The 23,932-nt window shown below is 70.1% G+C and carries 26 protein-coding genes; 17 read left to right on the forward strand and 9 right to left on the reverse strand.

The annotated features are described in order from the left end of the window. Nucleotides 1-27: 27 nt before the first annotated feature. From ACSHT8_RS27815 to tatB, 3 genes are read left to right on the forward strand one after another with little or no spacing between them, the layout of a single operon-like run. Nucleotides 28-600: an anti-sigma factor family protein gene (locus ACSHT8_RS27815; protein WP_436493896.1), complete on the forward strand. Its 573-nt coding sequence runs from the start codon at nt 28-30 to the stop codon at nt 598-600. A 39-nt stretch (nt 601-639) separates the two neighbouring features. Then, the gene (locus ACSHT8_RS27820) at nt 640-2,259 is read left to right on the forward strand and encodes a S1C family serine protease (protein ID WP_436493898.1); all 1,620 of its coding nucleotides are present in this window, start codon (nt 640-642) and stop codon (nt 2,257-2,259) included. A 45-nt stretch (nt 2,260-2,304) separates the two neighbouring features. Continuing rightward, entirely contained in the window at nt 2,305-2,697 is a 393-nt protein-coding gene (gene tatB, locus ACSHT8_RS27825; RefSeq protein WP_436493900.1) for a Sec-independent protein translocase protein TatB, read from the forward strand. A 111-nt stretch (nt 2,698-2,808) separates the two neighbouring features. On the opposite strand, the gene ACSHT8_RS27830 is transcribed toward tatB, so the two are convergent. Then, the gene (locus tag ACSHT8_RS27830; protein WP_436493902.1) at nt 2,809-3,663 is read right to left on the reverse strand and encodes a sigma-70 family RNA polymerase sigma factor; all 855 of its coding nucleotides are present in this window, start codon (nt 3,661-3,663) and stop codon (nt 2,809-2,811) included. A gap of 57 nt (nt 3,664-3,720) precedes the next feature. Between ACSHT8_RS27830 and ACSHT8_RS27835 the strand changes: the two genes are divergently transcribed. Beyond that, a complete protein-coding gene (locus tag ACSHT8_RS27835; RefSeq protein ID WP_436493904.1) occupies nt 3,721-4,179 on the forward strand; it encodes a carboxymuconolactone decarboxylase family protein in 459 nt (152 codons plus the stop codon). Nucleotides 4,180-4,182: 3 nt separating this feature from the next. On the opposite strand, the gene ACSHT8_RS27840 is transcribed toward ACSHT8_RS27835, so the two are convergent. After that, the gene (locus ACSHT8_RS27840; protein WP_436493906.1) at nt 4,183-5,328 is read right to left on the reverse strand and encodes an Mrp/NBP35 family ATP-binding protein; all 1,146 of its coding nucleotides are present in this window, start codon (nt 5,326-5,328) and stop codon (nt 4,183-4,185) included. Between the two features lie 117 nt (nt 5,329-5,445). On the opposite strand from ACSHT8_RS27840, the gene ACSHT8_RS27845 reads away from it, so the two are divergent. Beyond that, nucleotides 5,446-5,898: a MarR family winged helix-turn-helix transcriptional regulator gene (locus ACSHT8_RS27845; RefSeq protein ID WP_436493908.1), complete on the forward strand. Its 453-nt coding sequence runs from the start codon at nt 5,446-5,448 to the stop codon at nt 5,896-5,898. On the opposite strand, the gene ACSHT8_RS27850 is transcribed toward ACSHT8_RS27845, so the two are convergent. The 5 genes from ACSHT8_RS27850 to ACSHT8_RS27870 form a co-directional block, all read right to left on the reverse strand. Continuing rightward, a complete protein-coding gene (locus ACSHT8_RS27850; protein ID WP_436493910.1) occupies nt 5,895-6,431 on the reverse strand; it encodes a DUF1003 domain-containing protein in 537 nt (178 codons plus the stop codon). The genes ACSHT8_RS27845 and ACSHT8_RS27850 overlap by 4 nt on opposite strands. Further along, nucleotides 6,424-7,677: a magnesium transporter MgtE N-terminal domain-containing protein gene (locus ACSHT8_RS27855; protein ID WP_436502203.1), complete on the reverse strand. Its 1,254-nt coding sequence runs from the start codon at nt 7,675-7,677 to the stop codon at nt 6,424-6,426. The genes ACSHT8_RS27850 and ACSHT8_RS27855 overlap by 8 nt, the downstream gene beginning before the upstream one ends. Nucleotides 7,678-7,769: 92 nt before the next feature. After that, nucleotides 7,770-8,708, reverse strand: a complete 939-nt coding sequence (locus tag ACSHT8_RS27860) for a helix-turn-helix domain-containing protein (RefSeq protein WP_436493912.1) — start codon at nt 8,706-8,708, stop codon at nt 7,770-7,772. 120 nt (nt 8,709-8,828) lie between these two features. Then, entirely contained in the window at nt 8,829-9,134 is a 306-nt protein-coding gene (locus tag ACSHT8_RS27865; RefSeq protein ID WP_436493914.1) for a hypothetical protein, read from the reverse strand. Between the two features lie 197 nt (nt 9,135-9,331). Beyond that, nucleotides 9,332-10,159, reverse strand: coding sequence for an aminoglycoside phosphotransferase family protein (locus ACSHT8_RS27870; RefSeq protein WP_436493916.1), 828 nt, complete (start codon nt 10,157-10,159; stop codon nt 9,332-9,334). 122 nt (nt 10,160-10,281) lie between these two features. Between ACSHT8_RS27870 and ACSHT8_RS27875 the strand changes: the two genes are divergently transcribed. The 12 genes from ACSHT8_RS27875 to ACSHT8_RS27930 all read left to right on the forward strand — a co-directional run bounded on the left by ACSHT8_RS27875 (nt 10,282) and on the right by ACSHT8_RS27930 (nt 21,494). Then, a complete protein-coding gene (locus ACSHT8_RS27875; protein WP_436493918.1) occupies nt 10,282-11,358 on the forward strand; it encodes an HpcH/HpaI aldolase/citrate lyase family protein in 1,077 nt (358 codons plus the stop codon). Beyond that, complete coding sequence (locus ACSHT8_RS27880) at nt 11,351-12,223, forward strand: HpcH/HpaI aldolase/citrate lyase family protein (RefSeq protein ID WP_436493920.1); 873 nt, start codon at nt 11,351-11,353, stop codon at nt 12,221-12,223. Before ACSHT8_RS27875 ends, ACSHT8_RS27880 begins: the two co-directional genes overlap by 8 nt. Before the next feature lie 317 nt (nt 12,224-12,540). Next, nucleotides 12,541-13,338 (forward strand): hypothetical protein, encoded by a 798-nt coding sequence (locus tag ACSHT8_RS27885; protein WP_436493922.1) that lies wholly within the window; start codon nt 12,541-12,543, stop codon nt 13,336-13,338. Nucleotides 13,339-13,793: 455 nt separating this feature from the next. After that, the gene (locus ACSHT8_RS27890) at nt 13,794-14,627 is read left to right on the forward strand and encodes a slipin family protein (RefSeq protein WP_436502204.1); all 834 of its coding nucleotides are present in this window, start codon (nt 13,794-13,796) and stop codon (nt 14,625-14,627) included. Nucleotides 14,628-14,690: 63 nt separating this feature from the next. Further along, a complete protein-coding gene (locus ACSHT8_RS27895; RefSeq protein ID WP_436493924.1) occupies nt 14,691-14,873 on the forward strand; it encodes a hypothetical protein in 183 nt (60 codons plus the stop codon). An 89-nt stretch (nt 14,874-14,962) separates the two neighbouring features. Continuing rightward, nucleotides 14,963-16,159 (forward strand): acyl-CoA dehydrogenase family protein, encoded by a 1,197-nt coding sequence (locus ACSHT8_RS27900; protein WP_436493926.1) that lies wholly within the window; start codon nt 14,963-14,965, stop codon nt 16,157-16,159. Between the two features lie 41 nt (nt 16,160-16,200). Beyond that, nucleotides 16,201-16,725: a general stress protein gene (locus ACSHT8_RS27905; protein WP_436493928.1), complete on the forward strand. Its 525-nt coding sequence runs from the start codon at nt 16,201-16,203 to the stop codon at nt 16,723-16,725. Nucleotides 16,726-16,855: 130 nt separating this feature from the next. Next, nucleotides 16,856-18,097, forward strand: a complete 1,242-nt coding sequence (locus ACSHT8_RS27910; protein WP_436493930.1) for an ABC transporter substrate-binding protein — start codon at nt 16,856-16,858, stop codon at nt 18,095-18,097. After that, nucleotides 18,094-19,014 (forward strand): carbohydrate ABC transporter permease, encoded by a 921-nt coding sequence (locus tag ACSHT8_RS27915; protein WP_436493932.1) that lies wholly within the window; start codon nt 18,094-18,096, stop codon nt 19,012-19,014. Before ACSHT8_RS27910 ends, ACSHT8_RS27915 begins: the two co-directional genes overlap by 4 nt. After that, nucleotides 19,014-19,859 carry a carbohydrate ABC transporter permease gene (locus ACSHT8_RS27920; protein ID WP_436493934.1) on the forward strand — a complete coding sequence of 282 codons (846 nt, stop codon included), beginning with the start codon at nt 19,014-19,016 and terminating at the stop codon, nt 19,857-19,859. The genes ACSHT8_RS27915 and ACSHT8_RS27920 overlap by 1 nt, the downstream gene beginning before the upstream one ends. 3 nt (nt 19,860-19,862) lie before the next feature. Further along, nucleotides 19,863-21,038 carry an ABC transporter ATP-binding protein gene (locus ACSHT8_RS27925; RefSeq protein WP_436493936.1) on the forward strand — a complete coding sequence of 392 codons (1,176 nt, stop codon included), beginning with the start codon at nt 19,863-19,865 and terminating at the stop codon, nt 21,036-21,038. A gap of 99 nt (nt 21,039-21,137) precedes the next feature. Further along, the gene (locus ACSHT8_RS27930; protein ID WP_436493938.1) at nt 21,138-21,494 is read left to right on the forward strand and encodes a peptidase inhibitor family I36 protein; all 357 of its coding nucleotides are present in this window, start codon (nt 21,138-21,140) and stop codon (nt 21,492-21,494) included. Between the two features lie 339 nt (nt 21,495-21,833). On the opposite strand, the gene ACSHT8_RS27935 is transcribed toward ACSHT8_RS27930, so the two are convergent. Next, nucleotides 21,834-22,622: a chromosome partitioning protein ParB gene (locus ACSHT8_RS27935; protein WP_436502205.1), complete on the reverse strand. Its 789-nt coding sequence runs from the start codon at nt 22,620-22,622 to the stop codon at nt 21,834-21,836. A 572-nt stretch (nt 22,623-23,194) separates the two neighbouring features. After that, nucleotides 23,195-23,863: a metallophosphoesterase family protein gene (locus ACSHT8_RS27940; RefSeq protein ID WP_436493940.1), complete on the reverse strand. Its 669-nt coding sequence runs from the start codon at nt 23,861-23,863 to the stop codon at nt 23,195-23,197. Nucleotides 23,864-23,932: the final 69 nt, after the last annotated feature.

Genomic DNA, 23,932 nt, shown 5'->3' on the forward strand with positions numbered 1-23,932 from the left:
CGTCTCTCTGCTCGTGGAGTCGACACGATGAGCTTCGGGCTGCCCGAACAGCACCTGCTCCCCGACGCGGTCGTCGCGTTCGTCGACGGTGAACTGCCCCGCACGGTCGTGGACCGGGTCACCGCCCACCTCGCCCGCTGCCCGTGGTGCGCCGCCGACATCAACGCCCAGCGCCAGGCCAGGGCCGCGGTCCGGTCCGCCGACACCCCATCGATGCCCGCGGGCCTTCTCGCCTCGCTGCGCGCCATCCCGCAGGAAGTCGAGCTCCCCGCCACGCCCGACGGCCTCGCCGTCAGCGCCGACGGGCAACTCGTCGCCGTCCAGCGGCCCGACCGCGCCGCGTTCGGCGGCAGCGCGCCCCTGGGCTCGTCCCCGAAGCTCGGCGAGGGCCGCACCGTCCTCGGCCGCCACCCGGTCCGCCGCGCCGCGCAGGGCGCTGGTGTCGTCGTGTCCGGTCTGGTGCTCGGCGCGCTCGCGTTCGTCAACACCGGCACCGAAGGGTCCGACCCGACCGGCGCCGACGTCGAGCCCGCGGGTTTCGTCGGGTCCGAGCCGATCCAGTCGCTGATCGCCACCTTCGGAACCGCGTCCGCGCGCTAGTACGCCCACTTAACCGTCGGCCAGGCATCCTGAACAGCGATGAACGACAACCCGACGCCCACCCCCGACACGGACGACGCCGCCGAGCGCACCGTGTCGATCCCGCCGCCCGCCGCGCCCGGAGCGGGACAGGGCGACACGGTTCCCGGCTCGGCTGACTCCGCCGCGCAGCTCATCCCGGCCCACCAGCGCGTGGGTCCGCGTCCGCTCGACCGCCCCGCCGTCGACCCGTCGAGCGCCGCGGTGTTCGGCAGGCCCTCCGGTGTCGACGGCGCGTTCTCGCCCAAGGCCGCCGCCCCGGCGGCGCTGGGCGCCCTCAACTCCGTCCCGCCCACGCCGGACGCGCTGGTCAGCGCCTTCGGCAGGCCCGCGGGCCAGCAGGACGTCATCCTCCAGCGGCCCCCCGGCGCGGCGCGTGCCGCGGCGGGCGACGACCCGCTGTGGGCCGAGGACAGCGCCGACCCGTGGCGCGACCCGGCGGCGGGCGCCGTCATCGGCCCGCCCGCGCTCGACCGGGACGACGACTCCGACACCAAGACCGCCAAGCGCGCGCCCGGCGCCCTGCTCAGCGTGTCCGAGGTGCTGTTCGGCAGGCGGGTCAAGCCCGTCGCGCTGGGCATCCTCGGCTTGGTCGCGCTGCTGATCGGCGCGGCAGGCGGCCTCGTCGGCTGGCTCGTCGCCCGCGGCGGCGACGCGCTGACCAGCGACGTCACCCTCGCGCAGGCCGAGGCGGGCAAGGAGCGCCCGGCGGGCTCGGTGTCCGACATCGCCGCCAGGGTGCGCCCGGCCGTGGTATCCATCGAGGTGAAGCTCGAACAGGGCGGCGGCACCGGCTCCGGCGTGCTCATCGACGGCGCGGGCTACATCGTCACCAACTGGCACGTCGTCACCCTCGAAGGCCGCGCCGACGAGAAGGCCAAGATCACCACGGTGTTCACCGACGGCAGCCGCGTCGAGGCCAAGCTCGTCGGCATCGACCCGAAGACCGACCTCGCCGTGATCAAGGTCGACGTCAACAACCCCACGGTTCTCCAGTTCGGCAACTCCGACGAGCTGAAGGTCGGTGACTCGGTGATCGCCGTCGGGTCCCCACTCGGCCTGACCGACACGGTCACCGAGGGCATCGTCAGCGCGCTGCACCGGCCGGTGGTCGCGGGCGGCGACAACGGCCAGTCCCCGATCACCTACGACGCCATCCAGACCGACGCGTCGATCAACCAGGGCAACTCCGGCGGCCCGCTGGTCGACTCGACGGGCGCGCTCGTCGGCATCAACTCGGCGATCCGCAGCAGCGGCCAGGGCAACACCGGCAGCGTCGGCCTCGGCTTCGCCATCCCGTCGAACGACGCCAAGCGCATCGCCGAGTCCCTCATCCGCGACGGCTCGGTCAAGCACGCCGACCTCGGCGCCAACGTCCGCTCGGTGTCCGCCGAGACCGCGGAGGGCGCCCAGGTCGTCAACGTCAACGAAGGCGGCGCCGCCGCCCGCGCCGGCATCGCCGAGGGCGACGTCATCCGCAAGGTCGGCGACCGCCACGTCCGCAACGCCGCGGAACTGACGGTCGCGGTGCGCACCCACCAGCCGGGGCAGACCGTTCCGGTCGTGTTGGCCAGGCAGGGGCAGGAGCTCACCATTCAGGTAACCCTCCAGTCAGATTGACCGGCTAACCTGGCATGGCAGCAGTCTGAATCGGAGGTAAGCAGGGTGTTCGAGAGCATCGGCTGGGCCGAGATCCTGGTACTCGGCGTCGCCGGCCTGTTCATCCTCGGCCCCGAACGCCTCCCGGACGCCGCCGCGTGGGTCGGCAAGACCATGCGCAAGGTCCGCGAGTACGCCACCGGCGCCCGCGACCAGCTCAAGAACGAACTCGGCCCGGAGTACGACGAGCTGCGCAAACCGCTGAACGACTTGCGCCAGTTACGTAGCCTCGACCCCAAGGCCATGGTCGCCACCCACCTTTTCGGCGACGGCGACAACGGCGTCAAGCCCAACGGTTACGCACCCCAGCCCACGCAGCCTGCTCTGCCCGCTGCCCCGGAGCCGGAGAAGCCGAAGCAGGTGGGGGAGAAGCCCCCGTTCGACCCGGACGCGACCTGATTTCGGCCGTTGTCGAACTGTTATCAAGACACGCCGGGATTTCTGTCCTGATTTCATGATCAAATCCCGCGTGGAAACGAACAGTGCGACCGCAACACCCCAGACCTGCCGCTAGCCGCCGAACGCGGACAGGTCGATGGCCTTGAGGCGGTCCGGGTCGGACAGGATGTCGATCTCCACCACCTGACCGCCCGCGACCGTGAAGCCCATCACGGAGATCGGCTCCCCGTCGACCACGGTCACCGTCCCGAACCCGCCGTTCACCAGCGCCAGCCGCGCGTACGGCGCGAAGCGGGTGAACATGAGCGCGTTGTTGGCCACGTTCGCCGCCCCAGTGACGACCTTCGACGGCGCCAGCAGGCCGCCGTCCACGCGCAGGACGACGTCGGGCGCCAGGACGGCGACGAGCGCGTCGAAGCTGCCGCCCCGCGAGGCCGCCATGAACGCCTCGACCACGCGCCGCTGGCGGCTCAGGTCGGTCTCCGGCGTCGGGGTGCCCTGGACGCGGCGGCGGGCCCGGCTGGCGAGTTGGCGGGTGGCCGCGGGGGTGCGGTCGACGATGGGCGCGATCTCGTCGAAGCTCACGCCGAACATGTCGTGCAGCACGAACGCGAGGCGCTCGGCGGGGGTCAGGGCCTGCAAAACCACGAGCAGCGCGAGGCCCACTGAGTCGGCCAGCGCGGCCTGCTCCTCCGGGCCCGCGACGATCGGCTCGGGCACCGCCGACTCCAGCGAGTCGCGGGATTTGCGGCTGCGCAACATGTCCAGGCAAACGCGACCGACCACAGTGGTCAGCCAGCCGCTCAGGTTCTCCACCGCGCTGGTGTCGCTGCGGCTCAGGCGCAGCCACGCCTCCTGGACCGCGTCCTCCGCCTCCGCCAGCGACCCCAGCATCCGGTACGCCACCGCGCGCAGATGGCCGCGGTCGGCCTCGAAGCGGTCGGCCAGAAAATTCTCGTCGTCCATCGGTCACATTCCTCCGTCGCGATCCGTCAGCGCTTTGACGGACGGCGAAGAGCCGATGTGACAAGGGAGATCGACATGCAGGCACGGATGGCCAACCCGGCGACCATCGTTCCGGACGCGATGCAGGCGCTGCTGGGGCTCGGGAAGGCGATCAACAAGGTGGGCGTCCCAGCGCTGACCATGCACCTGGTCTACCTGCGCGCCAGCCAGATCAACGGCTGCAGCGTGTGCGTCGACATGCACGCGCGGGACGCGAAGAAGGCCGGGGCGAGCGACGAGAAGATCTGGGCCGTCGGCGCGTGGCGGGAGACCACGCGCCTCGACGAGGCCGAGCGCGCCGCGCTGGCGCTGACCGACGCGACGACCAAGCTCACCGACGGCCCGGTGCCCGACGACGTCTACGACGCGGCGGCCAAGCACTTCGACGAGGAGCAGCTGGCCGCGCTGATCATGGGGATCGCCACGGTCAACCTGTGGAACCGCCTCAACGCCGCGACCCGCCAGGTCGTCAGCTAGCACCTACCGGCCCGCGGGCGACACCGACAGCATCCGCCCGGCCAGCCCGCGGGCCCGCATGGACAGCTTCCCGGCGATCTCGTTCAGCACGCGCGCCGCGGGAGCGTCCGGAGTGGACTTCACCAGCGGCTCGCCCGCGTCGCCGCCCTCGCGCAGGCGCGGGTCGAGCGGAACCTGGCCCAGCAGCGGCACATCCGAGCCGACCGCGCGCGAGAGCGAGTCGGCCACGGTCTGGCCGCCGCCCGCGCCGAAGACGTCCATGCGGGTGCCGTCGGGCATCTCCAGCCACGACATGTTCTCGATGACGCCCGCCACGCGCTGCCTGGTCTGCAGGGCGATGGCGCCCGCGCGCTCGGCGACCTCGGCGGCGGCCTGCTGCGGCGTGGTCACCACCAGGATCTCCGCGTTCGGGATCAGCTGGGCCACCGAGATCGCGATGTCGCCGGTGCCGGGCGGCAGGTCGAGCAGCAGCACGTCGAGGTCGCCCCAGAACACGTCGGCGAGGAACTGCTGCAGCGCGCGGTGCAGCATCGGGCCGCGCCACACGACCGGGGTGTTGCCGGGGGTGAACATGCCGATCGAGATGACCTTCACGCCGTTGGCCTCCGGCGGCAGGATCATCTTCTCGACCTTGGTCGGCTTCTCGCTGGTGCCGACCATGCGCGGGATCGAGTGGCCGTAGATGTCGGCGTCGACGATGCCGACCTTCACCCCGCGCGCGGCCATGGCGACCGCCAGGTTCACCGTGACACTGGACTTGCCCACCCCGCCCTTGCCGGACGCGACGCAGTACACCCTGGTCAGCGAGCCCGGCTCGGCGAACGGGATGCGCGGCTCCTCGCTGTCGCCGCGCAGCGACTTGCGCAGGGCGGTGCGCTGCGCGTCGTTCATGACGTCGAGTTCGACGCGCACGTCGGTCACGCCGGGCAGGGCCGACACCGCGGCCGTCACGTCCCGGGTGATCTTGTCGCGCAGCGGGCAGCCCGCGACGGTCAGGAAGATCGCGACGTCCACGCGGCCGTCCTCGTGCACGGTCACGTCCTTGACCATGCCAAGGTCGGTGATCGGCTTGTGGATCTCCGGGTCCTCGACCTTGGCCAGGGCGGCGCGCACGGTGTCGACAGTGGGAAGTGTTGTCACGAGCCCCATGCTACGGCCGGGTAGCGCGCTGTCGACGTGCGGATGGCGGGCGCCACAGGGCTCCGCGCAGCCGGATGGACGCGTTCCGTAACATTGGGAGGCTGCTCGGCTCCCCAGGAGGCCCCCTTGACCGTGCCGGACCAGTCCGCCCGGCCCACCCGTGAAGAACTCCACGCATGGCGCACCTTCCTGCGTGCCCACGCTCGAATCACCCGTGCTTTAGAGGCCGAGCTCGTCGCCGAGCAGAAACTGTCCCTCGGCGGCTATGACGTGCTGGTCCAGCTCGCCGAGGCCCCCGGCCGCAAGCTGCGCATGGCCGAGCTGGCCGACGCGGTGCTGCTGTCGCGCTCCGGGGTGACGCGGCTGGTCGACCGGCTGGAACGCGTCGGCCTGGTCTCGCGTGAGCGCGTGGCGGGCGACGGCCGCGGCGTCGTCGCGACCCTCACCGAGGACGGGCTCAACACCCTGCGGACGGCGTCACACACCCACTTGGACGGTGTCGTCCGTCACTTCGTCGCCCGGTTCGACCCGGACGAACTGCAGGACATGGGCGATCTCTGCGCCAAACTGGTCGACTAGTCGTCGTCCCAGCGGGGATCGTCGATCATGGACTTGGCCGCGGGCGTCTTGGGTTTGGCCTTCTTCGTCCCCTTGAGATCGCCGCGCAGCTTGTCCAGTTCGCCGCGCAGGTAGTCGCGGGTGGCGACCTCGCCGATCGCCAGGCGCAGCGCGGCGAGTTCGCGGGCGAGGAACTCGGTGTCCGCCTTGGTCTGCGCGGCCCTGGCCCTGTCCTCTTCGAGCGACACACGGTCGCGGTCGTCCTGCCGGTTCTGCGCGAGCAGGATCAGCGGGGCGGCGTAGGCGGCCTGGGTGGAGAACGCCAGGTTGAGCAGGATGAACGGGTACGGGTCCCAGCGCAGCGACACCGCCACCAGGTTGAGCGTGATCCACGCGATCACGATCATCGTCTGCCAGAACAGGAACTTCCCGGTGCCGAGGAACCGGGCCAGCCGTTCGGAGAACCGGCCGAACGAGTCCGGGTCGAACTCGAAGCGCAGCGCGCGCGGCCTGCGCGGCTGGTCGAGGCGGCGGCGGAACGTGGGCTCAGGCATCGATCGGCTTCGCTTCCCGCTCGCGCCAGCCGTCGGGCAGCAGGTGGTCGAGCACGTCGTCCACGGTGACCGCGCCGAGCAGGTGGTCCTCGTCGTCCACCACGGGCGCGCACACCAGGTTGTAGGTGGCGAAGAACCGGGTGACCTCGACGAGTGAATCGGTGGGCCGCAGGCTCGTCAGCTTCTTGTCGATGGCCCCGGCGACCAGGTCGGACGGGGGTTCGCGCAGGAGCCGCTGGATGTGGACGCAGCCGAGATAGCGGCCGGTCGGGGTGGCCGACGGCGGCCTGCACACGAACACCATGCTGGCCAGCGCCGGGGTGATGTCGGGGTTGCGCACCCTGGCCAGCGCCTCGGCGATCGGCGCGTCCGGGGTGAGCACGATCGGCTCGGGGGTCATCAGGCCGCCCGCGGTGTCGAACGAGTACTCCAGCAGCCGCCGCACCGGCGCGGACTCCTCGGGCTCCATCAGCTCCAGGAAGCGGTTCTTGTCCGGTTCGGACAGCTCGGCGAGCAGGTCGGCGGCGTCGTCGGGGTCCATCGCCTCCAGGATGTCGGCGGCGCGCTCCTCGTCGAGGTGGGTGAGGATGTCCTTCTGGTCGTCCTCGGGCAGCTCCTCGATGACGTCGGCGAGCCGCTCGTCGTCGAGCGCGTCGGCGACCTCGTAGCGGCGTTTCGCGGGGAGGTCCTGCAGCGCGGTCGCCACGTCCGCGGCGCGCATGGTGTCGAACACGGCGACGAGCTGGTGGGCGTCCTGCGGCTGGCCGCTGAGCTCGGTGATGCCGGGGGAGCGGATCTCCGACCAGGACAGCACCTGGATCGGCCCGCGCCGCCCCAGCCTGCCGGTGCGCTCGCGGATCGCGACCCGGCCGAGCACCCAGTCGCGCGTCCTGGTCGGCTCCATCGCGGTGTCGACCACGACGGCGGTCGTCCCGGTCGCCACCACCTGTACCCGCGCGTCGAGCAGCTGGCCGACGACGAGCACCTCGGTGGGCCGCTGGTGGAAGTGGCGCATGTTGACCGAGCCGGTCGCGAGGGTGATGGCGTTCGGGTCGATCGAGGTGACGCGCAGCATCGGCACGAAGATCCGCCTGCGCGTGGCCAGCTCGACCACCATGCCCAGGACCCTGGGCGGCTGGCCGTCGACCCGCAGCCCGGCGACGAGGTCGCGGATCTTGCCGATGGATTCGCCGTCCGGGCCGAAGACCGGCAGGCCCAGGAGCTGCGCGACGAAGATCTTGCTGATGCCTGCCACGCCGTCAGGCTAACCGCGAAACGCGGCGCGCACCCGTCACCGCGGCTGAGCGGTGTGCTGCGAGGTCGCAGCAGCCTTGGCCGCTACCGCAGGGTGTCGCCGAGCGCAGTCCGTCGGTAGAGGACCGCTTTGCCGTCGCGCACCTTGCTCACCAGACCGGATTCCAGCAGGACCGACAGGTGGTAGGAGACAGTGGCGCGCGCGAGCCCGTGGCGTGAGCTCAGGTCGGACGTGGTCCTGGCGACGTTGAGGTCGTTGAGCAGCGTCGCCCGCGAGGCCCCGACGAGCCGTGACACGCCCGCGGGCCGTGGTCCGGCGCCCGCCGGGTAGCTGATCACCGAGGTGTCGGTGTCGCTGAGCTGGAGCTGCAGGCACCGGTCCGTCTCAAGCAGGCTCGGGCTGAGGACGAGGCCGCCACGGCACTGGACCGTGCGGTGGCCCGGCCACCGGATCCACAGCGCCGAGCCGGTCCATTCGAGGTTCGGGTGCAGGGAGCCGAACAGACCGCCCACGCCTTCGGTGGCCATGGTCGTCGCCCTGACCGCGAGGTCGGCGTCGAACCGGGCGCGCAGATCGCCCCAGCCGTCGCCGATCGCGGCCTGCCAGAACACCGCGAGGCCGCGGGCGGCTCGCCGGGCGTAGGTGCCCGCGTCGACCGCGGCGCGGAGGTCGCGGTGCACCGGCCTGTCGGTGCGGGCCACCTGCGCGGCGGCGACGTCGGCGGCTGTCTCGGCGGACTCGGCCAGTTGCGCGGCCATGATCAGGTCGGTCCGCACGGCGGGTGGCCGCGGCGTGAGCAGGTCCGGTGAGTAGCCGCCGCGGCCGATGGGCGGCATCGACCTGGCGACCAGTGCGACATCGCGGTCGCGCAACGCGAACCGCGCCGCGGGACCCGGGTCGCCGAAGACCGGGTGCCGCGCGCCGCCCGCCGTGATCCGCAGCCAGGAGAGCGCCTCGAGCGCAGGGGACATCGCCAACCGCACTCCGGCCATCGCGGAGGCGTCCAGCGTCGCGACCAACACGCGGGCAGCCTATCGGCGCTGGATTCGAGTCGAGTCGAATCGTTTGGCTTCGGAGGTGGTGGTGCGGTGAGGTTGTGTCCTGGGGGTACGGCCGGGGCCCAGTGCCCCGGCCGTCCTGTCTCATCGGCTGGTGAGGGCCGTCACCGCGGCCGAGCGGGGTTGCGAGGTCGCAGCAGCCTGGGCCGCTACCGCCGAGCGCCGTCCGCTGGTTGAGGACCGCGGCGTCCCGAGCAGCCCGCCGATCCCGGCGGTGGCCATCGCGCGGGCGCGCACGCCGAGGTCGGCGTCGAGGCGGTCACGCAGGTCGGCCCAGCCGTCGCGCATCGCCCTGAACTTGCCCATTCCCCGCGCCGCGCGTCCGGCGCGGGTGCCCGCGTCGACGGCGGCCATCACCGGCGGCGATTTCGCGCCCACCGTCAGGCTCACCTGCTCGGCGACGACGTCGGGGGCGGTCGCGGCGATCTCCTGGAGTCAGGTGGTGAAGATCAAGTCGGGGCGCGCCAGTCGGAGCTGCGGGGTGAGGAAGTCGGCGGTGGAGGGCAGGTCGGCGATCCAGCGACAGCCGCACACCCGCCGGCGTCGAAGTGGATGACCTTCACTCATCCGAGCGTATCCGGGCCGGGCTACTCGGCCAGCGCGAGCGCGACCGTCCTGGCGCGTTCGCTGTCCTCGTCCACCCACGTCTCGACCGCGCGGACGAAGGACCAGCGGCGGGCCAGGTCGTGGTCGAGGTCCATCGCGGCGGCCACGGCGTCGAGGCGGGCGCGGGGGTCGTCGATGCGGTTCCAGATCAGGGCGAGCGCGCCGAACTCGGGGTCGCCCGAGATCGGTTTCGGGTCGATCACCAGCCACGGCTCGCGGTCGCCGCGCAGCACATTCGCGTAGTGCAGGTCCTCGTTGACCAGCCGGTTCCCGGCTTTCGGGCCGAGTTCGCGGCAGTACGCGGCGGCCTGGTCGACCAGTTCGCGGGGCACCGCGCTGTCGCTCGCGGCGAGTTCATTCGCCCAGCGGGCGGCGGTCGCGGCGACGTGGCGCAGGTCTGCGGGGGCCGGGCGGTCGAGCCTGCGCGCCAGGCCCGCGACGACGTCGATCGCCTCGGCGACGGGCACGTCGAGCAGTGAGGTGTCGGGGTCGAGCCGCTCCAGCAGCATCGACCAGTCGGCGGGCTCGTGGGCGAGCAGCCGCACCGCGCCGTCACCGTCCCAAAGGGACAGTGTGCGGGCCTCGTGCTCGGCTTCCTCGTGTGGCCAGGGCAGTTTCAGCACCGCGGGTGTGCCGTCGGCGCGGCGGACCGGCACGACGATGGCGACGTAGCCGTGGCGGGGGTCGCCGTCGACGGTCAGGTCCCAGCGGCGGAGGCAGCGGGCGGCGAGGTCGGGCAGGTCGGTGATCCAGCGACGCTCATCTGGTTCGGTAAAGCCGTCGGCGAAGTCCGGTGGCACGGTGAGCACGGGTGTCATTGTGGCCACACCGGATGTTGCAGAGGCCACAATGGCGGTCCTGCCCATGCCGTGGTCGACTACAACTCTCCAGTGGTTACCGGCCGGTTAACCCCGTTCCGAACGGAGGCTCGATGCGTTCACCGAAGGACTTCTTCCGCCCGCTCGCGGTAGGTGCGCCCGAGCCGGTGCGGGAGATCCCGTTCCGGCCGTCGCGCATGATCCACTTCTTCGACCCGAGCAACGAGAAGATGGCCGCGAAGGTGCCGGACATGGCCGCGCAGGCCGACGTCGTCCTCGGCAACCTGGAAGACGCCGTGCGCGCCGACCGCAAGGAGGCCGCGCGCGAGGGTCTGGTGAAGATCGCCAAGGCCACCGACTTCGGCGACACCCAGCTGTGGACGCGGGTCAACAGCCTCGACTCGCCGTGGGTGCTCGACGACCTGATCACGCTGGTCACCGAGGTGGGCGACAAGCTCGACGTCATCATGGTCCCGAAGGTCGAGGGCGCCGCCGACATCCACTACGTCGACCGCCTGCTCGCCCAGTTGGAGGCCCGCGCGGGCCTGGACCGGCCGCTGCTCGTGCACGCGATCCTGGAGACCGCGCAGGGCGTGGCCAACGTCGAGGAGATCGCCACCGCGAGCCCCCGCATGCAGGGCATCTCGCTCGGCCCGGCCGACCTGGCCGCGAGCCGCCGGATGAAGACCACCCGGGTCGGCGGCGGCCACCCCGGCTACCTGGTGCGCACGGACCCGGTCGGCGAGGACTTCACCGTCGGCCGCACCACCTACCAGCAGGACCTGTGGCACTACACCGTCGCGCGGATGGTCGACGCGTGCGCGGGCGCCGGGATCCTGCCGTACTACGGCCCGTTCGGCGACATCGCCGACGTGGTGGCCTGCGAGGACCAGTTCCGCAACGCCTTCCTGCTCGGCTGCGTCGGCGCGTGGAGCCTGCACCCGAAGCAGATCGCCATCGCCAAGAAGGTCTTCTCGCCCGCCCCGGAGGACGTCGCGTGGGCACGCCGGGTGATCGCCGCGATGGGCGACGGCACGGGCGCGGTCATGATCGACGGCAAGATGCAGGACGACGCCACGGTCAAGCAGTGCCGCGTCGTCGCCGAACTCGCCGACGCCCTGGCCGCGCGTGACCCCGAACTGGCGTCCGCCTACGACGCCGCAACCAAGGAGGCTCTGGCGAATGGCTGACGCGCCCCGCCCCCGCCGGTCCGTTCTCTACATGCCGGGCGCCAACGAGCGCGCGCTGGAGAAGGCCAAGACCCTGCCCGCCGACGCGCTGATCCTCGACCTGGAGGACTCCGTCGCCCCCGACGCCAAGGCCGACGGCCGCGAGCGCGTGTGCGCCGCGGTGGCGGGCGGCGGCTACGGCAAGCGCGAGCTGACGATCCGGGTCAACGGCCTGGGCACCGCGTGGCACGCCGACGACATCCGCGCCGCGGCCAAGGTCGGCCCGGACGCGATCGTGGTGCCGAAGGTCAACAGCGCCGCCGAGGTGCACGCGATCGAGGAGGCGCTGGAGGCCGCGGGCGCGCCCGACCACACGTCGATCTGGGCGATGGTCGAGACGCCGATCGCGATGCTGCGCGCGCAGGAGATCGCCGCGGCGTCGGAGCGGCTGACGGTTTTCGTGATGGGCACCAACGACCTGGCCAAGGAACTGCACGCCGAGCACGTCCCCGGCCGCGCGCCGCTGCTGGGCGGGCTGTCGCTGGCGCTGCTGGCGGCCAGGGCCGAGGGCAAGGTCATCCTCGACGGCGTCTACAACGACGTGAAGGACCTCGACGGGTTCGCCGCGGAGTGCCTGCAGGGCAGGCAGTTCGGCTTCGACGGCAAGACGCTGATCCACCCCGGGCAGATCGACCCGTGCAACCAGGCGTTCGCGCCGTCGGAGGCGGAGGTCGCGCAGTCCCGCAAGATCATCGAGGCGTTCGAGGCCGCCGCCGCGGAGGGCCGCGGCGTGGTCACCGTCGACGGCCGCATGATCGAGAACCTGCACGTCGACAACGCCCGCCGCATCCTCGCGGTGGCCGCCGCGATCGACGAGTTGGGCTGATCACCGGTTCGACCCGAACCGCCCGCGCCGACTCCAGGCGCGGGCGGTTCGCATTTCGGCGCATTCTTTGACCTTCGCCGGGCCGAAAAGGTTGCCCACGAATCCGGACGATTTTCCGCTCCAGCCAGACCGGCCATTCGGGTGACGAGGCGTGGTCGAAACGCGCTAAGGTACGGCCGATGTTCACCCGTTCGGGCCGCTCGCTGGGCCGCCTGAGGGGTACTGAATTGTCGCCACTCCGGCGAGTAATCGCCCCGCTTTCTCGCCCCCGGCGAGTTTATGGGGACTAATCGAGACGGAGAAGAGGAACGATTCGAGTGCTCGATGAGCAGGAGGAAGCGCCCGTGCCGTCGCGGGCGGCGGGCAGACGCGGCCAAGCCGCGCTCAGCAGGCTGCGCACGACCGCGGACTTCACCAACGACCGGCTCAGCCCCGACGACCGCAAGCTCATCCTTTTCCTGCTGGTGGTCCTGGTCGACAAACACGACTGCCTGACCGACTCCTACCGCGCCGTCGCCGACCGCTACGGCCACCTGCCCGACCACTGGGCCCACGGCAGCGATCTCGCCGACCTCCAGCGCAAGTGCTCCAAGTTCCTCGGCCGCGGCGCCCGCCGCAGGCCCCGCTGGGAGGAGATCCGCGACGTGCTCGAGGTCGGCGTCTCCGCCGAGAACCGTCCCGTGATCACCGCCCTGGCCGCGGGCCTCTACTGCCGCGCGTCGACGCTGCGCACCCCCGGCTCCGGCTACACCGGCGACATCCGCCTGCCGTCGTGGATCGACGAACAGGTCGTGTCCCGCCAACGCATCCACGACTCACTCGTCGCGGTCACCGCCCTGAACCCCCGCGAACCCGACCAGCCCAGCGCCCGCGAGACCGCCGTCTCCGCCGTCCTCCACGCCCGCCTGCGCGACCTCCGCGAGGAAACCCAGCGCCGCGAACACCAACTCCGCCGCGAGGTAGGCGAAGCCCACCGCCGCGGCGACGCCCTCGCCGCACTGGCCGAGCGCTACCTCCGCCAACTACACCCGACGGCCTCCGACGACCAACTGCGCAAGCTGTTCATCACCGACCTCAACGCGGGCATAGACCGGCTTGCCGAGGGGAGGCTATGACGTCCTCGGCACGAATGTCCTGACCCCGCACCCACGCCTCGGGCGTGACGCGTCGGCACGAGTCGACAGGGTGCGAACAGGAGGGTCATGCGGACAGACGACCGAGACGACGCCGACGGGGAACCCCATCCCGTCCGGCGACCACAGCGGGATCCCAGTCAGGCATGGGCGGCGGTCCGAACACCGCTGCTGGTGCTCCACGGCTTGGCCGTGCTCACACAGCACGAAGCCCTTGCCGCGGCGACAAGGGCTCTCGTGTACATCGGTGATGTGATCACCAGCCGACCAAAGCGCTGATCACACCGCCTCGCGGACGGCCCGGCGCTCAGGCGTCGGGCCGTTCCTGTGCAACCTACCCAGCTGGGTGCCCACCAGGGGAGTTTCCCCGCCGGTTCACTCGCCTGGAGTAATGCCCGCCAAGCGTAATATCGATGGCGGGAAGGGAGCCCGCCATGGTGCTCGTCTACATCCTCTTCTCGGTGCTCGCCGTCGCCGCCGTGCTGCTGGCAAGCAGCACGCGGATCGTGCGCCAGTTCGAGCGCGGCATCGTCTTCCGCTTCGGCCGGGTGCGGCCCCAGGTGCGCGGGCCGGGGCTGGCTGTGCTGCTCCCGGTCGCCGACCGGATGCAGAAGGTCAACATGCAGATCGTGACGATGCCGGTGCCCGCCCAGGACGGCATCACGCGCGACAACGTCACCGTGCGGGTCGACGCCGTCGTCTACTTCAAAGTCATCGACCCGGTGCTGGCCGCGGTCACCGTGCAGGATTACCAGTTCGCTGTCGGCCAGACCGCGCAGACGTCGCTGCGGTCGATCATCGGCAAGAGCGACCTCGACGACCTGCTGTCCAACCGGGAGCGGCTCAACCAGGGCCTGGAGATGATGATCGACAGCCCCGCGCTGGAGTGGGGCATCCACATCGATCGCGTGGAGATCAAGGACGTCGCCCTGCCCGAATCGATGAAGCGGTCGATGTCGCGCCAGGCCGAGGCCGAACGCGAGCGCCGCGCCCGCGTCATCTCCGCCGACGGCGAGCTGCAGGCCTCCCACAAGCTCGCCGAGGCCGCCAGGACGATGTCCGACACCCCCGCCGCCCTGCAACTGCGGCTGCTGGAGACGGTGGTCGAGGTGGCCGCCGAGAAGAACTCGACACTCGTGCTGCCGTTCCCCGTCGAGCTGCTCCGCTTCCTCGAGAACGCGACCGGTAACCGCTTCGTTACCGGGCCTGAAGGACACGGAACGGTCACGGAGCAGGTCAACGACGTGACAGGACGTGAAAGGTTGTCGTGACATAACGCACAGATCACGGTCAAGACTTGCCTCGACCCCCACCCGGCAAGCAACGCTAGGGGCATGGGTAGACACCGCGACACCTCATCGGAAGGTCTTCTGAGCTTCTTCGGCGGACGCCGCCGCCAGGCCGACGACCTGTTCGCTCGCAGCTTCCGCTCCTGCGACGGCTGTGGCGCCGACGTATACATCCTCGCCGAGGAATGCCGCGGCTGCGGCGACGAGCTGGTGCTCCGCGCGGGCTGAGTGGTGCTGCGCACTTCTGTGACGCGAACGGGCGTTAACCGGTAGATACTCCGGGGTAACTCAAGTGCCGTCTCGCCTAGGGAGCTCGCATGGCCCGCCTCGCCCAGACCGCCGGACTGACTGACGTCCAGCGGGAGATCCTGTCCACGGTCAAGGACTTCGTGGACAAGGAGATCATCCCCCACGCGCAGGCGCTGGAGCACGCCGACGAGTACCCGACCGACATCGTCGAGGGTATGAAGGAGATGGGCCTGTTCGGGCTCACCATCCCCGAGGAGTACGGCGGCCTCGGCGAGTCGCTGCTCACCTACGCGCTCGTGGTCGAGCAGATCGCGCGCGGCTGGATGAGCGTCTCCGGCGTCATCAACACCCACTTCATCGTGGCGCACATGGTGAAGCAGCACGGCACGGACGCGCAGAAGGCGCACTACCTGCCGAAGATGGCCACCGGCGAGGTGCGCGGCTCGTTCTCCATGTCCGAGCCGGACCTGGGCTCCGACGTCGCCGCGATCAAGACCCGCGCCAAGCGCGACGGTGACGACTACGTCATCGACGGCGCCAAGATGTGGCTGACCAACGGCGGCTCGTCGAACCTGATCGCGCTGCTCGCCAAGACCGACGAGGGCGCCGACAAGCCCCACCAGAACCTGACCACGTTCCTCGTGGACAAGCCGTCCGGGTTCGGTGAGGTCGTCCCCGGGCTCACCATCCCCGGCAAGATCGACAAGATGGGCTACAAGGGCGTCGACACCACCGAGGCCGTGTTCGACGGCTTCCGCATCGGCGCCGACAAGGTCCTCGGCGAGGCGCCCGGCAAGGGCTTCTCGTACATGATGGACGGGGTCGAGGTCGGCCGCGTCAACGTCGCCGCCCGCGCCTGCGGCATCGCGATCCGCGCCTTCGAGTTGGCCGTGGAGTACGCCCAGCAGCGCAAGACCTTCGGCAAGGCCATCGCCGAGCACCAGGCCATCGCGTTCAAGCTGGCCGAGATGGCCACCAAGGTCGAGGCCGCCCACCTGATGATGGTCAACGCCGCCCGCCTGAAGGACTCCGGCGAGCGCAATGACGTCGAGGCGGGCATGGCCAAGCTCATCGCCTCGGAGTACTGCGCCGAGGTCACCCAGGAGTCCTTCCGCATCCACGGCGGCTACGGCTACTCCAAGGAGTACGAAATCGAGCGCCTCATGCGCGAGGCCCCGTTCCTGCTGATCGGCGAGGGCACCAGCGAGATCCAGAAGACGATCATCTCGCGCGGTCTGCTCCGCGAGTACAAGTCCAGGGGTTAGTCGGGTTCGCACCGCTCGTCCCGTATTGGCAGTATGGAGGGATGAGCGGTGCGTTCTCGGGCTCCCAGCGAGCCGGTCAGGGTCTGCCCAAGGTGCCGACGCCGCCCAGCGGCTGGCCGATCGGGTCCTACGGCACCTACCAGGAGGCCCACCGCGCGGTGGAGCACCTCGCCGGCAATGAGTTCCCCGTCGAGGAAGTGACCATCGTCGGGGTCGACCTGATGCTCGTCGAGCGCGTCATCGGCAGGCTGAGCTGGCCGAAGGTGCTCGGCACGGGCGCGCTGTCGGGGGCATGGTTCGGCCTGTTCGTCGGCCTGCTTCTCGGGTTGTTCAGCCAGCAGCAGGCGTCGTTCGCCCCGATCCTCGTGGGTCTGTCGGCTGGTGTGGTGTTCGGCCTGATCTTCGCCGCCGTCGGCTACGCCAGCACGCGGGGCCGCGGCCGGGAGATCGCCTCGGCGACGCAGCTGGTCGCGGGCCGCTACGACGTGCTCGCCCAGCCGCGCAACGCCGAGAAGGGCCGTGACCTGCTGGCCAAGCTGGCCATGGGCCCGGGTGGGCTGAGCTAGCCCCGAATTGCGGGGTGTGATCACCCGGCCTACGTTCAGTAGACCGGTGCGCGACTTTCGTGGTTGATGCCGGTGGCACGTCGGGGTGCCGCGGGGCCTTTCGGCGTGTCCGTCGGAAGGAGGCTGCGCGATGGGTCGGATACGTCGAGCGGCCGTGGTCCTGTGCGCGGCGATGGCGGCATCGGCGTGCGCCGCCGAGCAGGCCGGGACGACGGTCAACGTCTACTACTCCACCGAGGAGAACTTCACCAAGGTCATCGCCGCGTGCAACGACGCGGCGGGCGGCCGGTACAAGATCGCGTTGAACGTGCTGCCCCGGGAGGCCGACGGGCAGCGCGAGCAGATGGTGCGCAGGCTCGCCGCGGGCGACACCGACATGGACATCCTCGGCCTCGACGTCACCTGGGTCGCCGAGTTCGCCGAGGCGGGCTGGATCGCCGAGTGGACCGGGGCCGACAAGGCCGAGGTCGAGCGCGGCACCCTGGAGGGCCCGCTCACGACCGCGCGGTGGAAGGACAAGCTCTACGCCGCGCCGAAGAACACCAACGTGCAGCTGCTCTGGTACCGCGAGGACTTGGTGCCCGACCCGCCGTCGACGTGGGCGGAGATGCTCGACCAGGCCGAGGCGCTCAGGGCGCAGGGCAAGCCGAGCACAGTGCTGATGACCGGCGCGCAGTACGAGGGCCTGGTCGTGCAGTTCAACACCCTGGTCGCGTCGGCGGGCGGCAAGATCCTCTCCGACGACAGCACCAAGGCCGTGGTCGACGAGGGCGCGGTCCGGGCGTTGCAGGCGCTGAAGGACCTGGCGACGTCGCCGGTGTCGAGCCCGTCGCTGTCCAACGCCAAGGAGGACGACATCCGCCTGGCCTTCCAGGGCGGGAACGCCGCGTTCGAGCTGAACTGGCCGTACGTGTACGCCGCGATGGGCAAGGCCAACCCGGATCTCGCGACGAGGTTCAAATGGGCGCCCTATCCGTCGATCGACGAGGGCAAGGCGGGCACGGTGACGATCGGCGGGTTCAACCTGGCGGTCAGCGAGTACTCCGAGCACAAGCCGGAGGCGTTCGAGGCGGCCAAGTGCCTGCGCAGCGCGGAGAACCAGAAGTTCTCGGCGATCAACTCCGGGGTGCCGCCGACTATCGAGTCGGTGTACGCCGACCCGGACATGGCCGGTCCGTACCCGATGCGTGACGCGATCCTCGAACAGCTCAAGACCGCGGCGGTCCGGCCGCTGACTCCCGCCTACCAGAACGTCTCCACGCTGATCTCCACCATCCTGTCGCCGCCGTCGGCGATCGATCCACAGGCGACAGCCGACCGGCTGCGCAAGGAACTGCAGGACGCGCTCGACTCGAAGGGAGTCCTGCCGTGACCGCGACACTCGACCGGCCCAGCCGGAAAGTCCTGAGTGAGGGCAAGAAAGCTGAGCGGAGGCTGGGACTCTGGCTGTGCGCGCCCGCCGCGCTGGTCATGCTCGCCGTCACCGGCTATCCGATCATCTACTCGATCTGGCTGTCGCTGCAGCGATACGACCTGCGGTTCCCCGACCAGCGCGAGTTCATCGGGATCGACAACTACGTCACCGTGCTGTCCAACTCCTACTGGTGGACCGCGTTCGGCGTCACGACCCTGATCACGGTGATCTCGGTGGTGATCGAGTTGGTGCTGGGCATGGTCCTGGCGCTGATCATGCACCGAACGCTCGTCATGCGCGGCCTCGTGCGCACCGTGGCGCTGATCCCGTACGGCATCGTCACCGTCGTCGCGGCGTTCTCGTGGCGGTACGCGTGGACGCAGGACACCGGCTACCTGGCCGAACTCGTCGCGCCGAACGCGGCACTGCTCACCGAGCGGGTGCCCGCGCTGGCCATCATCATCCTGGCCGAGGTGTGGAAGACGGTGCCGTTCATGGCGTTGCTGCTGATGGCGGGCCTGGCGCTGGTGCCGGACGACCTGCTCAAGGCCGCGTCGATGGACGGCGCGTCGGCGTGGCAGCGGTTCACCAAGGTCATGATCCCGGTGATGAAGCCCGCGATCCTGGTGGCGCTGCTGTTCCGCACGCTCGACGCGTTCCGGATCTTCGACAACATCTTCGTGCTGACCAGCGGCGCGCAGGAGACCGGGTCGGTGTCCATGCAGACCTACAACAACCTGATCAAGGGGCTCAACCTGGGGATCGGGTCGACGATGTCGGTGCTGATCTTCCTGGCGGTCGCCGTGATCGCGTTCCTGTTCATCAAGGTGTTCGGCACCTCGGCGCCGGGCAGCGACGACGGAAGGAGGCGCTGATGGCCGCCATCGGATCCGCCGCGCCCGCCGGTGCCAAGGCCAGGTGGGGCCTGGTCGACATCGCGGTGGTGATCTACGCGCTCGTGCCCGTGCTGTGGATCGTGTCGCTGTCGTTCAAGACCAAGGAGACGCTGACCGACGGAAACTTCATCCCGCGGGCGTGGACCTGGCAGAACTACATCGACATCTTCAACACCAACGAGTTCATCCGCGCGCTGATCAACTCCATCGGCATCGCGCTGATCGCGACCGTCATCGCGGTCGTGCTGGGGACGATGGCCGCCTATGCCATCGCCCGCCTCGACTTTCCCGGCAAGCAGGCTTTGGTCGGGGTCTCGCTGCTGATCGCGATGTTCCCGCAGGTGTCGTTGGTTTCGCCGCTGTTCGAGATGGAACGCGGCCTCGGCCTGTTCGACACGTGGCCCGGCCTGATCCTGCCCTACATCACCTTCGCGCTGCCGCTGGCGATCTACACGCTGTCGGCGTTCTTCCGCGAGATCCCGTGGGAACTGGAGAAGGCGGCCAAGATGGACGGCGCCACGCCCGCGCAGGCGTTCCGCCGGGTCATCGCGCCGCTCGCCGCGCCGGGAGTGTTCACCACGGCGATCCTGGTGTTCATCTTCTGCTGGAACGACTTCCTGTTCGCCATCTCGCTGACGTCCACGGAGTCGTCGCGCACGGTGCCCGCGGCGCTTTCGTTCTTCACCGGGTCATCGCAGTTCGAGGACCCGACCGGGACGGTGTGCGCGGCCGCGGTCGTGATCACGATCCCGATCATCCTGTTCGTGTTGTTCTTCCAGCGTCGCATCGTCGCGGGGCTGACCTCCGGCGCGGTGAAGGGCTGAGCCATGGCTGAGATCGTCCTGGACAAGGTGACCAAGCGCTACCCGGACGGCGCGCTCGCGGTGTCCGATGTGGACATCGAGATCGCCGACGGCGAGTTCGTCATCCTGGTCGGCCCGTCGGGCTGCGGGAAGTCGACCACGCTCAACATGATCGCGGGCCTGGAGGACATCTCCGACGGCGAGTTGCGCATCGACGGCCAGCGAGTCAACGAGCGCGCGCCGAAGGACCGCGACATCGCGATGGTGTTCCAGTCCTACGCCCTCTATCCGCACATGAGCGTGCGGGAGAACATGGCGTTCCCGCTGCGGCTGGCCAAGGTGGACAACGCGACGGTCCAGCGGAAGGTCGACGAGGCCGCACGCATCCTGGACCTGACCCAGCATCTGGACCGCAAGCCCGCGAACCTGTCCGGCGGCCAGCGCCAGCGTGTCGCCATGGGCCGCGCGATCGTGCGCAGTCCCAAGGCGTTCCTGATGGACGAGCCGCTGTCCAATCTGGATGCCAAGCTGCGCGTGCAGATGCGCACGTCGGTGTCCAAGCTGCAGAAGCAACTCGGCACGACGACGGTGTACGTGACGCACGACCAGACCGAGGCGATGACGCTGGGGGACCGGGTCGTGGTCATGCGCAGCGGGCTCGTGCAGCAGATCGGGTCGCCGCAGTTCCTCTACGAGCAGCCCGCGAACCTGTTCGTGGCGGGGTTCATCGGGTCGCCGTCGATGAACTTCCTCCCCGCGACCTTGGAGAACGGCGCCCTGTCGACGCCGCTGGGCGCGTTCCCGCTGACCGACCGGATCCGGATGCTCGCCGAGGGGGCGAACGCCCCGCGCGAGGTCATCATGGGCATCCGGCCGGAACACTTCGAGGACGCCCGCCTCCTCGACACGTCCGCGGGCGGCGGCACCTTCTCCGCCACGGCCGACGTCGTCGAGTCGATGGGCTCGGACAAGTTCGCCTACTTCACCATCGAGGGCGAGACCGCGACGTCGGCCGAACTGGACGAACTCGCCGCCGACGCGGGCTCCGCCGAACTGACCGCGGCGGGCCCCCAGATCGTCACCCGCCTGTCCGCGGCGTCCCAGGTGAAGCCGGGCGAGGACGTCGAGGTGTGGTTCGACCCGGACAAGGTCCAACTGTTCGACCCGGCCGACGGGAGGAATCTGACCTACGCGGGCTGAGCCTGTGGACAACTGTTTGCACGATTTGCCGATCTTCTCCACCCTGTGTCTTGGGCGCCTCGAAACGCGAGTCGCCACAAGGGAAACAGGGGAGATCTCATGCGCACCATCGCTCTTGCCGTCCTGCTCGCACTGTCCACTGTGTTCGGTCTGACCTCGGCCGCCGCGGCTGATCCGCTGCCTTGTGACGCGGGTGAGCTCTGTCTTTGGTCGGAGCCGAACTTCGGCGGGGAACTCGTGGTGCTGACGTTGTCGGATACGGGGGTGGAGGAGTGTGTGCCGCTGTCGGAGGACATCGGCGTCCGGTCGTTCATCAACCGGCTGAGCAAGCCGACAACGGTGTATCAGGACGAGGAATGCGCCACTGAGGGCGAGTTCGACACTTATCCGGGTGGGGGCACGTACGTCCCATCGGCCCCGTTCACGATCCGGGCGGTGCAGATCTGGACCTTGTGACTCGCCCCAGTCTGATGCGCCGGAGCTGAACCGGCCGCCAAGGGCAACGAGTTCATCCCAACCAGCTCCACGCCAACGCTCGCCGACTGCGGGGCGGGTCCACCAATCGGCCCGCCAAGCAGGTCAACGCTCGCCAACCTGGCTAGATCAACCAATCCGCCCCTACCAACCATTCCAATCCAGCGATGCGGCCTGCGCCGCTTGACCAGGGCAGGTCCAGCGTCGCCGTGCTCTACACCCACTTCTCGTTGCCCCGCAAAGGATCGCTTTGCTGTCGTCCTTGGCTGGGCCGGGTTCTTCGGAGGGGGGTGCGGGCGAGGCGGCCGACGGGTCGTCCCGTCAGTGGCGCCGGTCGCGGAGGGCGGTGATCACCTCGTCATCCCAGCGGTGGGTGCGGATCAGCCGGTAGCGCTCGGCGATCACCCAGAGATAGGCCTCGGCCTCGGTCTGGGTGTCGATCATCCCGGCCTGCCGGAGCATGGTGATCACGGGCGTGAACTCCTCGGCGTACCACCGCGCGGCGACGGTGGGCCGGTCGAGGAAGACGTGCTCGTCCTGCATCAGGCGGAACCCCCACGCCTCCACTGCCTCCGAGAGTTCCGCGTAGTCCCACGGCGCGGTCAGGTTGATCGACGCCCTGGCGTCGCCGCGGAGGGGGACGCGGTCGAGGAATATCCGCCGGTAGTCCTTGACGATCAGGTCCCCGCGATACCGGATCCCGGCCGCCGACAGCCGGGTGACGATCTCGGTGACGTACGCGTCGATCGTCTTCAGGTTCAGCGCGTGCGCCACCGAGACCCGGTGATGTCCGTCAACCACGAAATGGAGGTCCCCCACGCGATAAACCTCGATAGGCGGAACCGCCTCCCCCCGACGTTGCGCGAGAGCCAGCCGTTCCCAACGCTCCCGGGCGCGCCCGGAGGTCGGCCGGAACCGGCGGTCGAAGTCACGGGTCCGATCCACACTCCCGACGATCGAGTCCAGTGGGATCACCCGCAGCCCCAGCCGCTTCTCCCCGGTCCGCCCCAACGCCCCGACGACCTCGTCGAACGGCAACATGATGTTGACGTCGTCCGGCTCCCGACGCAGCCACGCCCCTAGCCGCGAGAGGACCTGCCTCCTGCGCATCCGCAGGAAGTCGTTCTCCGCGTCGGCATGGGGAAACCCGGTATCACGCGGCACAGGTCACCTCCACTCACACGCCACGGTGACACGATCGTCGCCCGCCCGCCCGCGGTGCCACACCCGCAAGCCGCGCCATGGCGCTGTTCTTGTGCCACGGCGCAGCTGCCGGGCGCCACCGCGGCCGGTCGGTGGTAGATGACGACCGGGCGGCGGCATCGCGGCCGAACTGCACGTGATCGGCCCGGTGCGGCCGAACGAGGCCCGCGACGTGGTGGCCGCAGCCGACTCGGACGGCCGCCCCCGGCCGAGCAAGGTTGGCGGCGCGGTGGCTGTGGCCGACTTGGTACGGCCGCCGCCGCGGTCGAGCAGGGCTGGCGGCGCGGTGGCTGTGGCCGAGTCGGTACGGCCGCCGCCGCGGCTCTGCGCAGCTTGTGGTCGGGCAGCTGACATGGCGCGATGCGCAAGCGTTTGCGAACCCGTCGAGGCCGTCGAGCGGCTCGCGGTACGGGTGGGCGATGTGCAGGTCGCCACCGGCGTCGGCGAGCCGTTCGGCGGCTCGGTTGGGTCGTGCGGAGTCATGGTGTGTCCCCGGCTGTGGGGATGTCGATGATCCGGTAGCCGACCGTGTTGATCACCGTCGTGGCCCCCACCGCCCGGTCCGGGACCTGCTCGCCGTGCGGGTGGATGTGGCCGTGCAGCATCACCGTCGGCCGCAGCTTGCGCAGGGTTGTGTGCAGGCAGGTGAAACCCCGGTGCGGAGGGTCCTCCCGATCCCCGAGGTGCCGTGGCGGCGAGTGCGTGAGCAGCACGTCCACTCCGCGGCCGTCGCGGAGGCGGCGGAGGGCGGCACGGCGGTGGAGGGCGCGGGCGCGGCGGGTCATCTGGCGTTCGGTCCACTGGTTGGGGCCGCCGCTGTAGCGGATCGAGCCGCCGAGGCCCGCGATGCGCAGGCCCGCGACGTCGGCGACGCGGCCGTCGACGTTGATTGCGCCGGTCGGCCCGGGCCAGTCGGCGGGGATGCCCGCGGTTGTCCACAGGCCACGCGACGAGGTGTAGCCCGACAGGTCCACGTCGTGGTTGCCTGGTACGAACACGCACGGCCGGTCGAGCGCGTCGGAAAGGAACTCCAGGTAGTCGAACGGCAGGTCGCCCGCGGCGATGACGAGATCGACGTCGTGGTCGCGCACCCGGGTCGTCCACAGGTGCTCGACGACCTCGTCGGCGACGGCGAGCACCTTCGGCATCGTCCGAGCGTACGTCCGTTCGGGTATCGATGTGGTGGCGGCAAACGAGAAACACCGGGGGGTCGGGAA

It is taken from the genome of Actinokineospora sp. HUAS TT18, from assembly GCF_051364635.1.
In the GTDB taxonomy this organism is placed as follows: domain Bacteria; phylum Actinomycetota; class Actinomycetes; order Mycobacteriales; family Pseudonocardiaceae; genus Actinokineospora.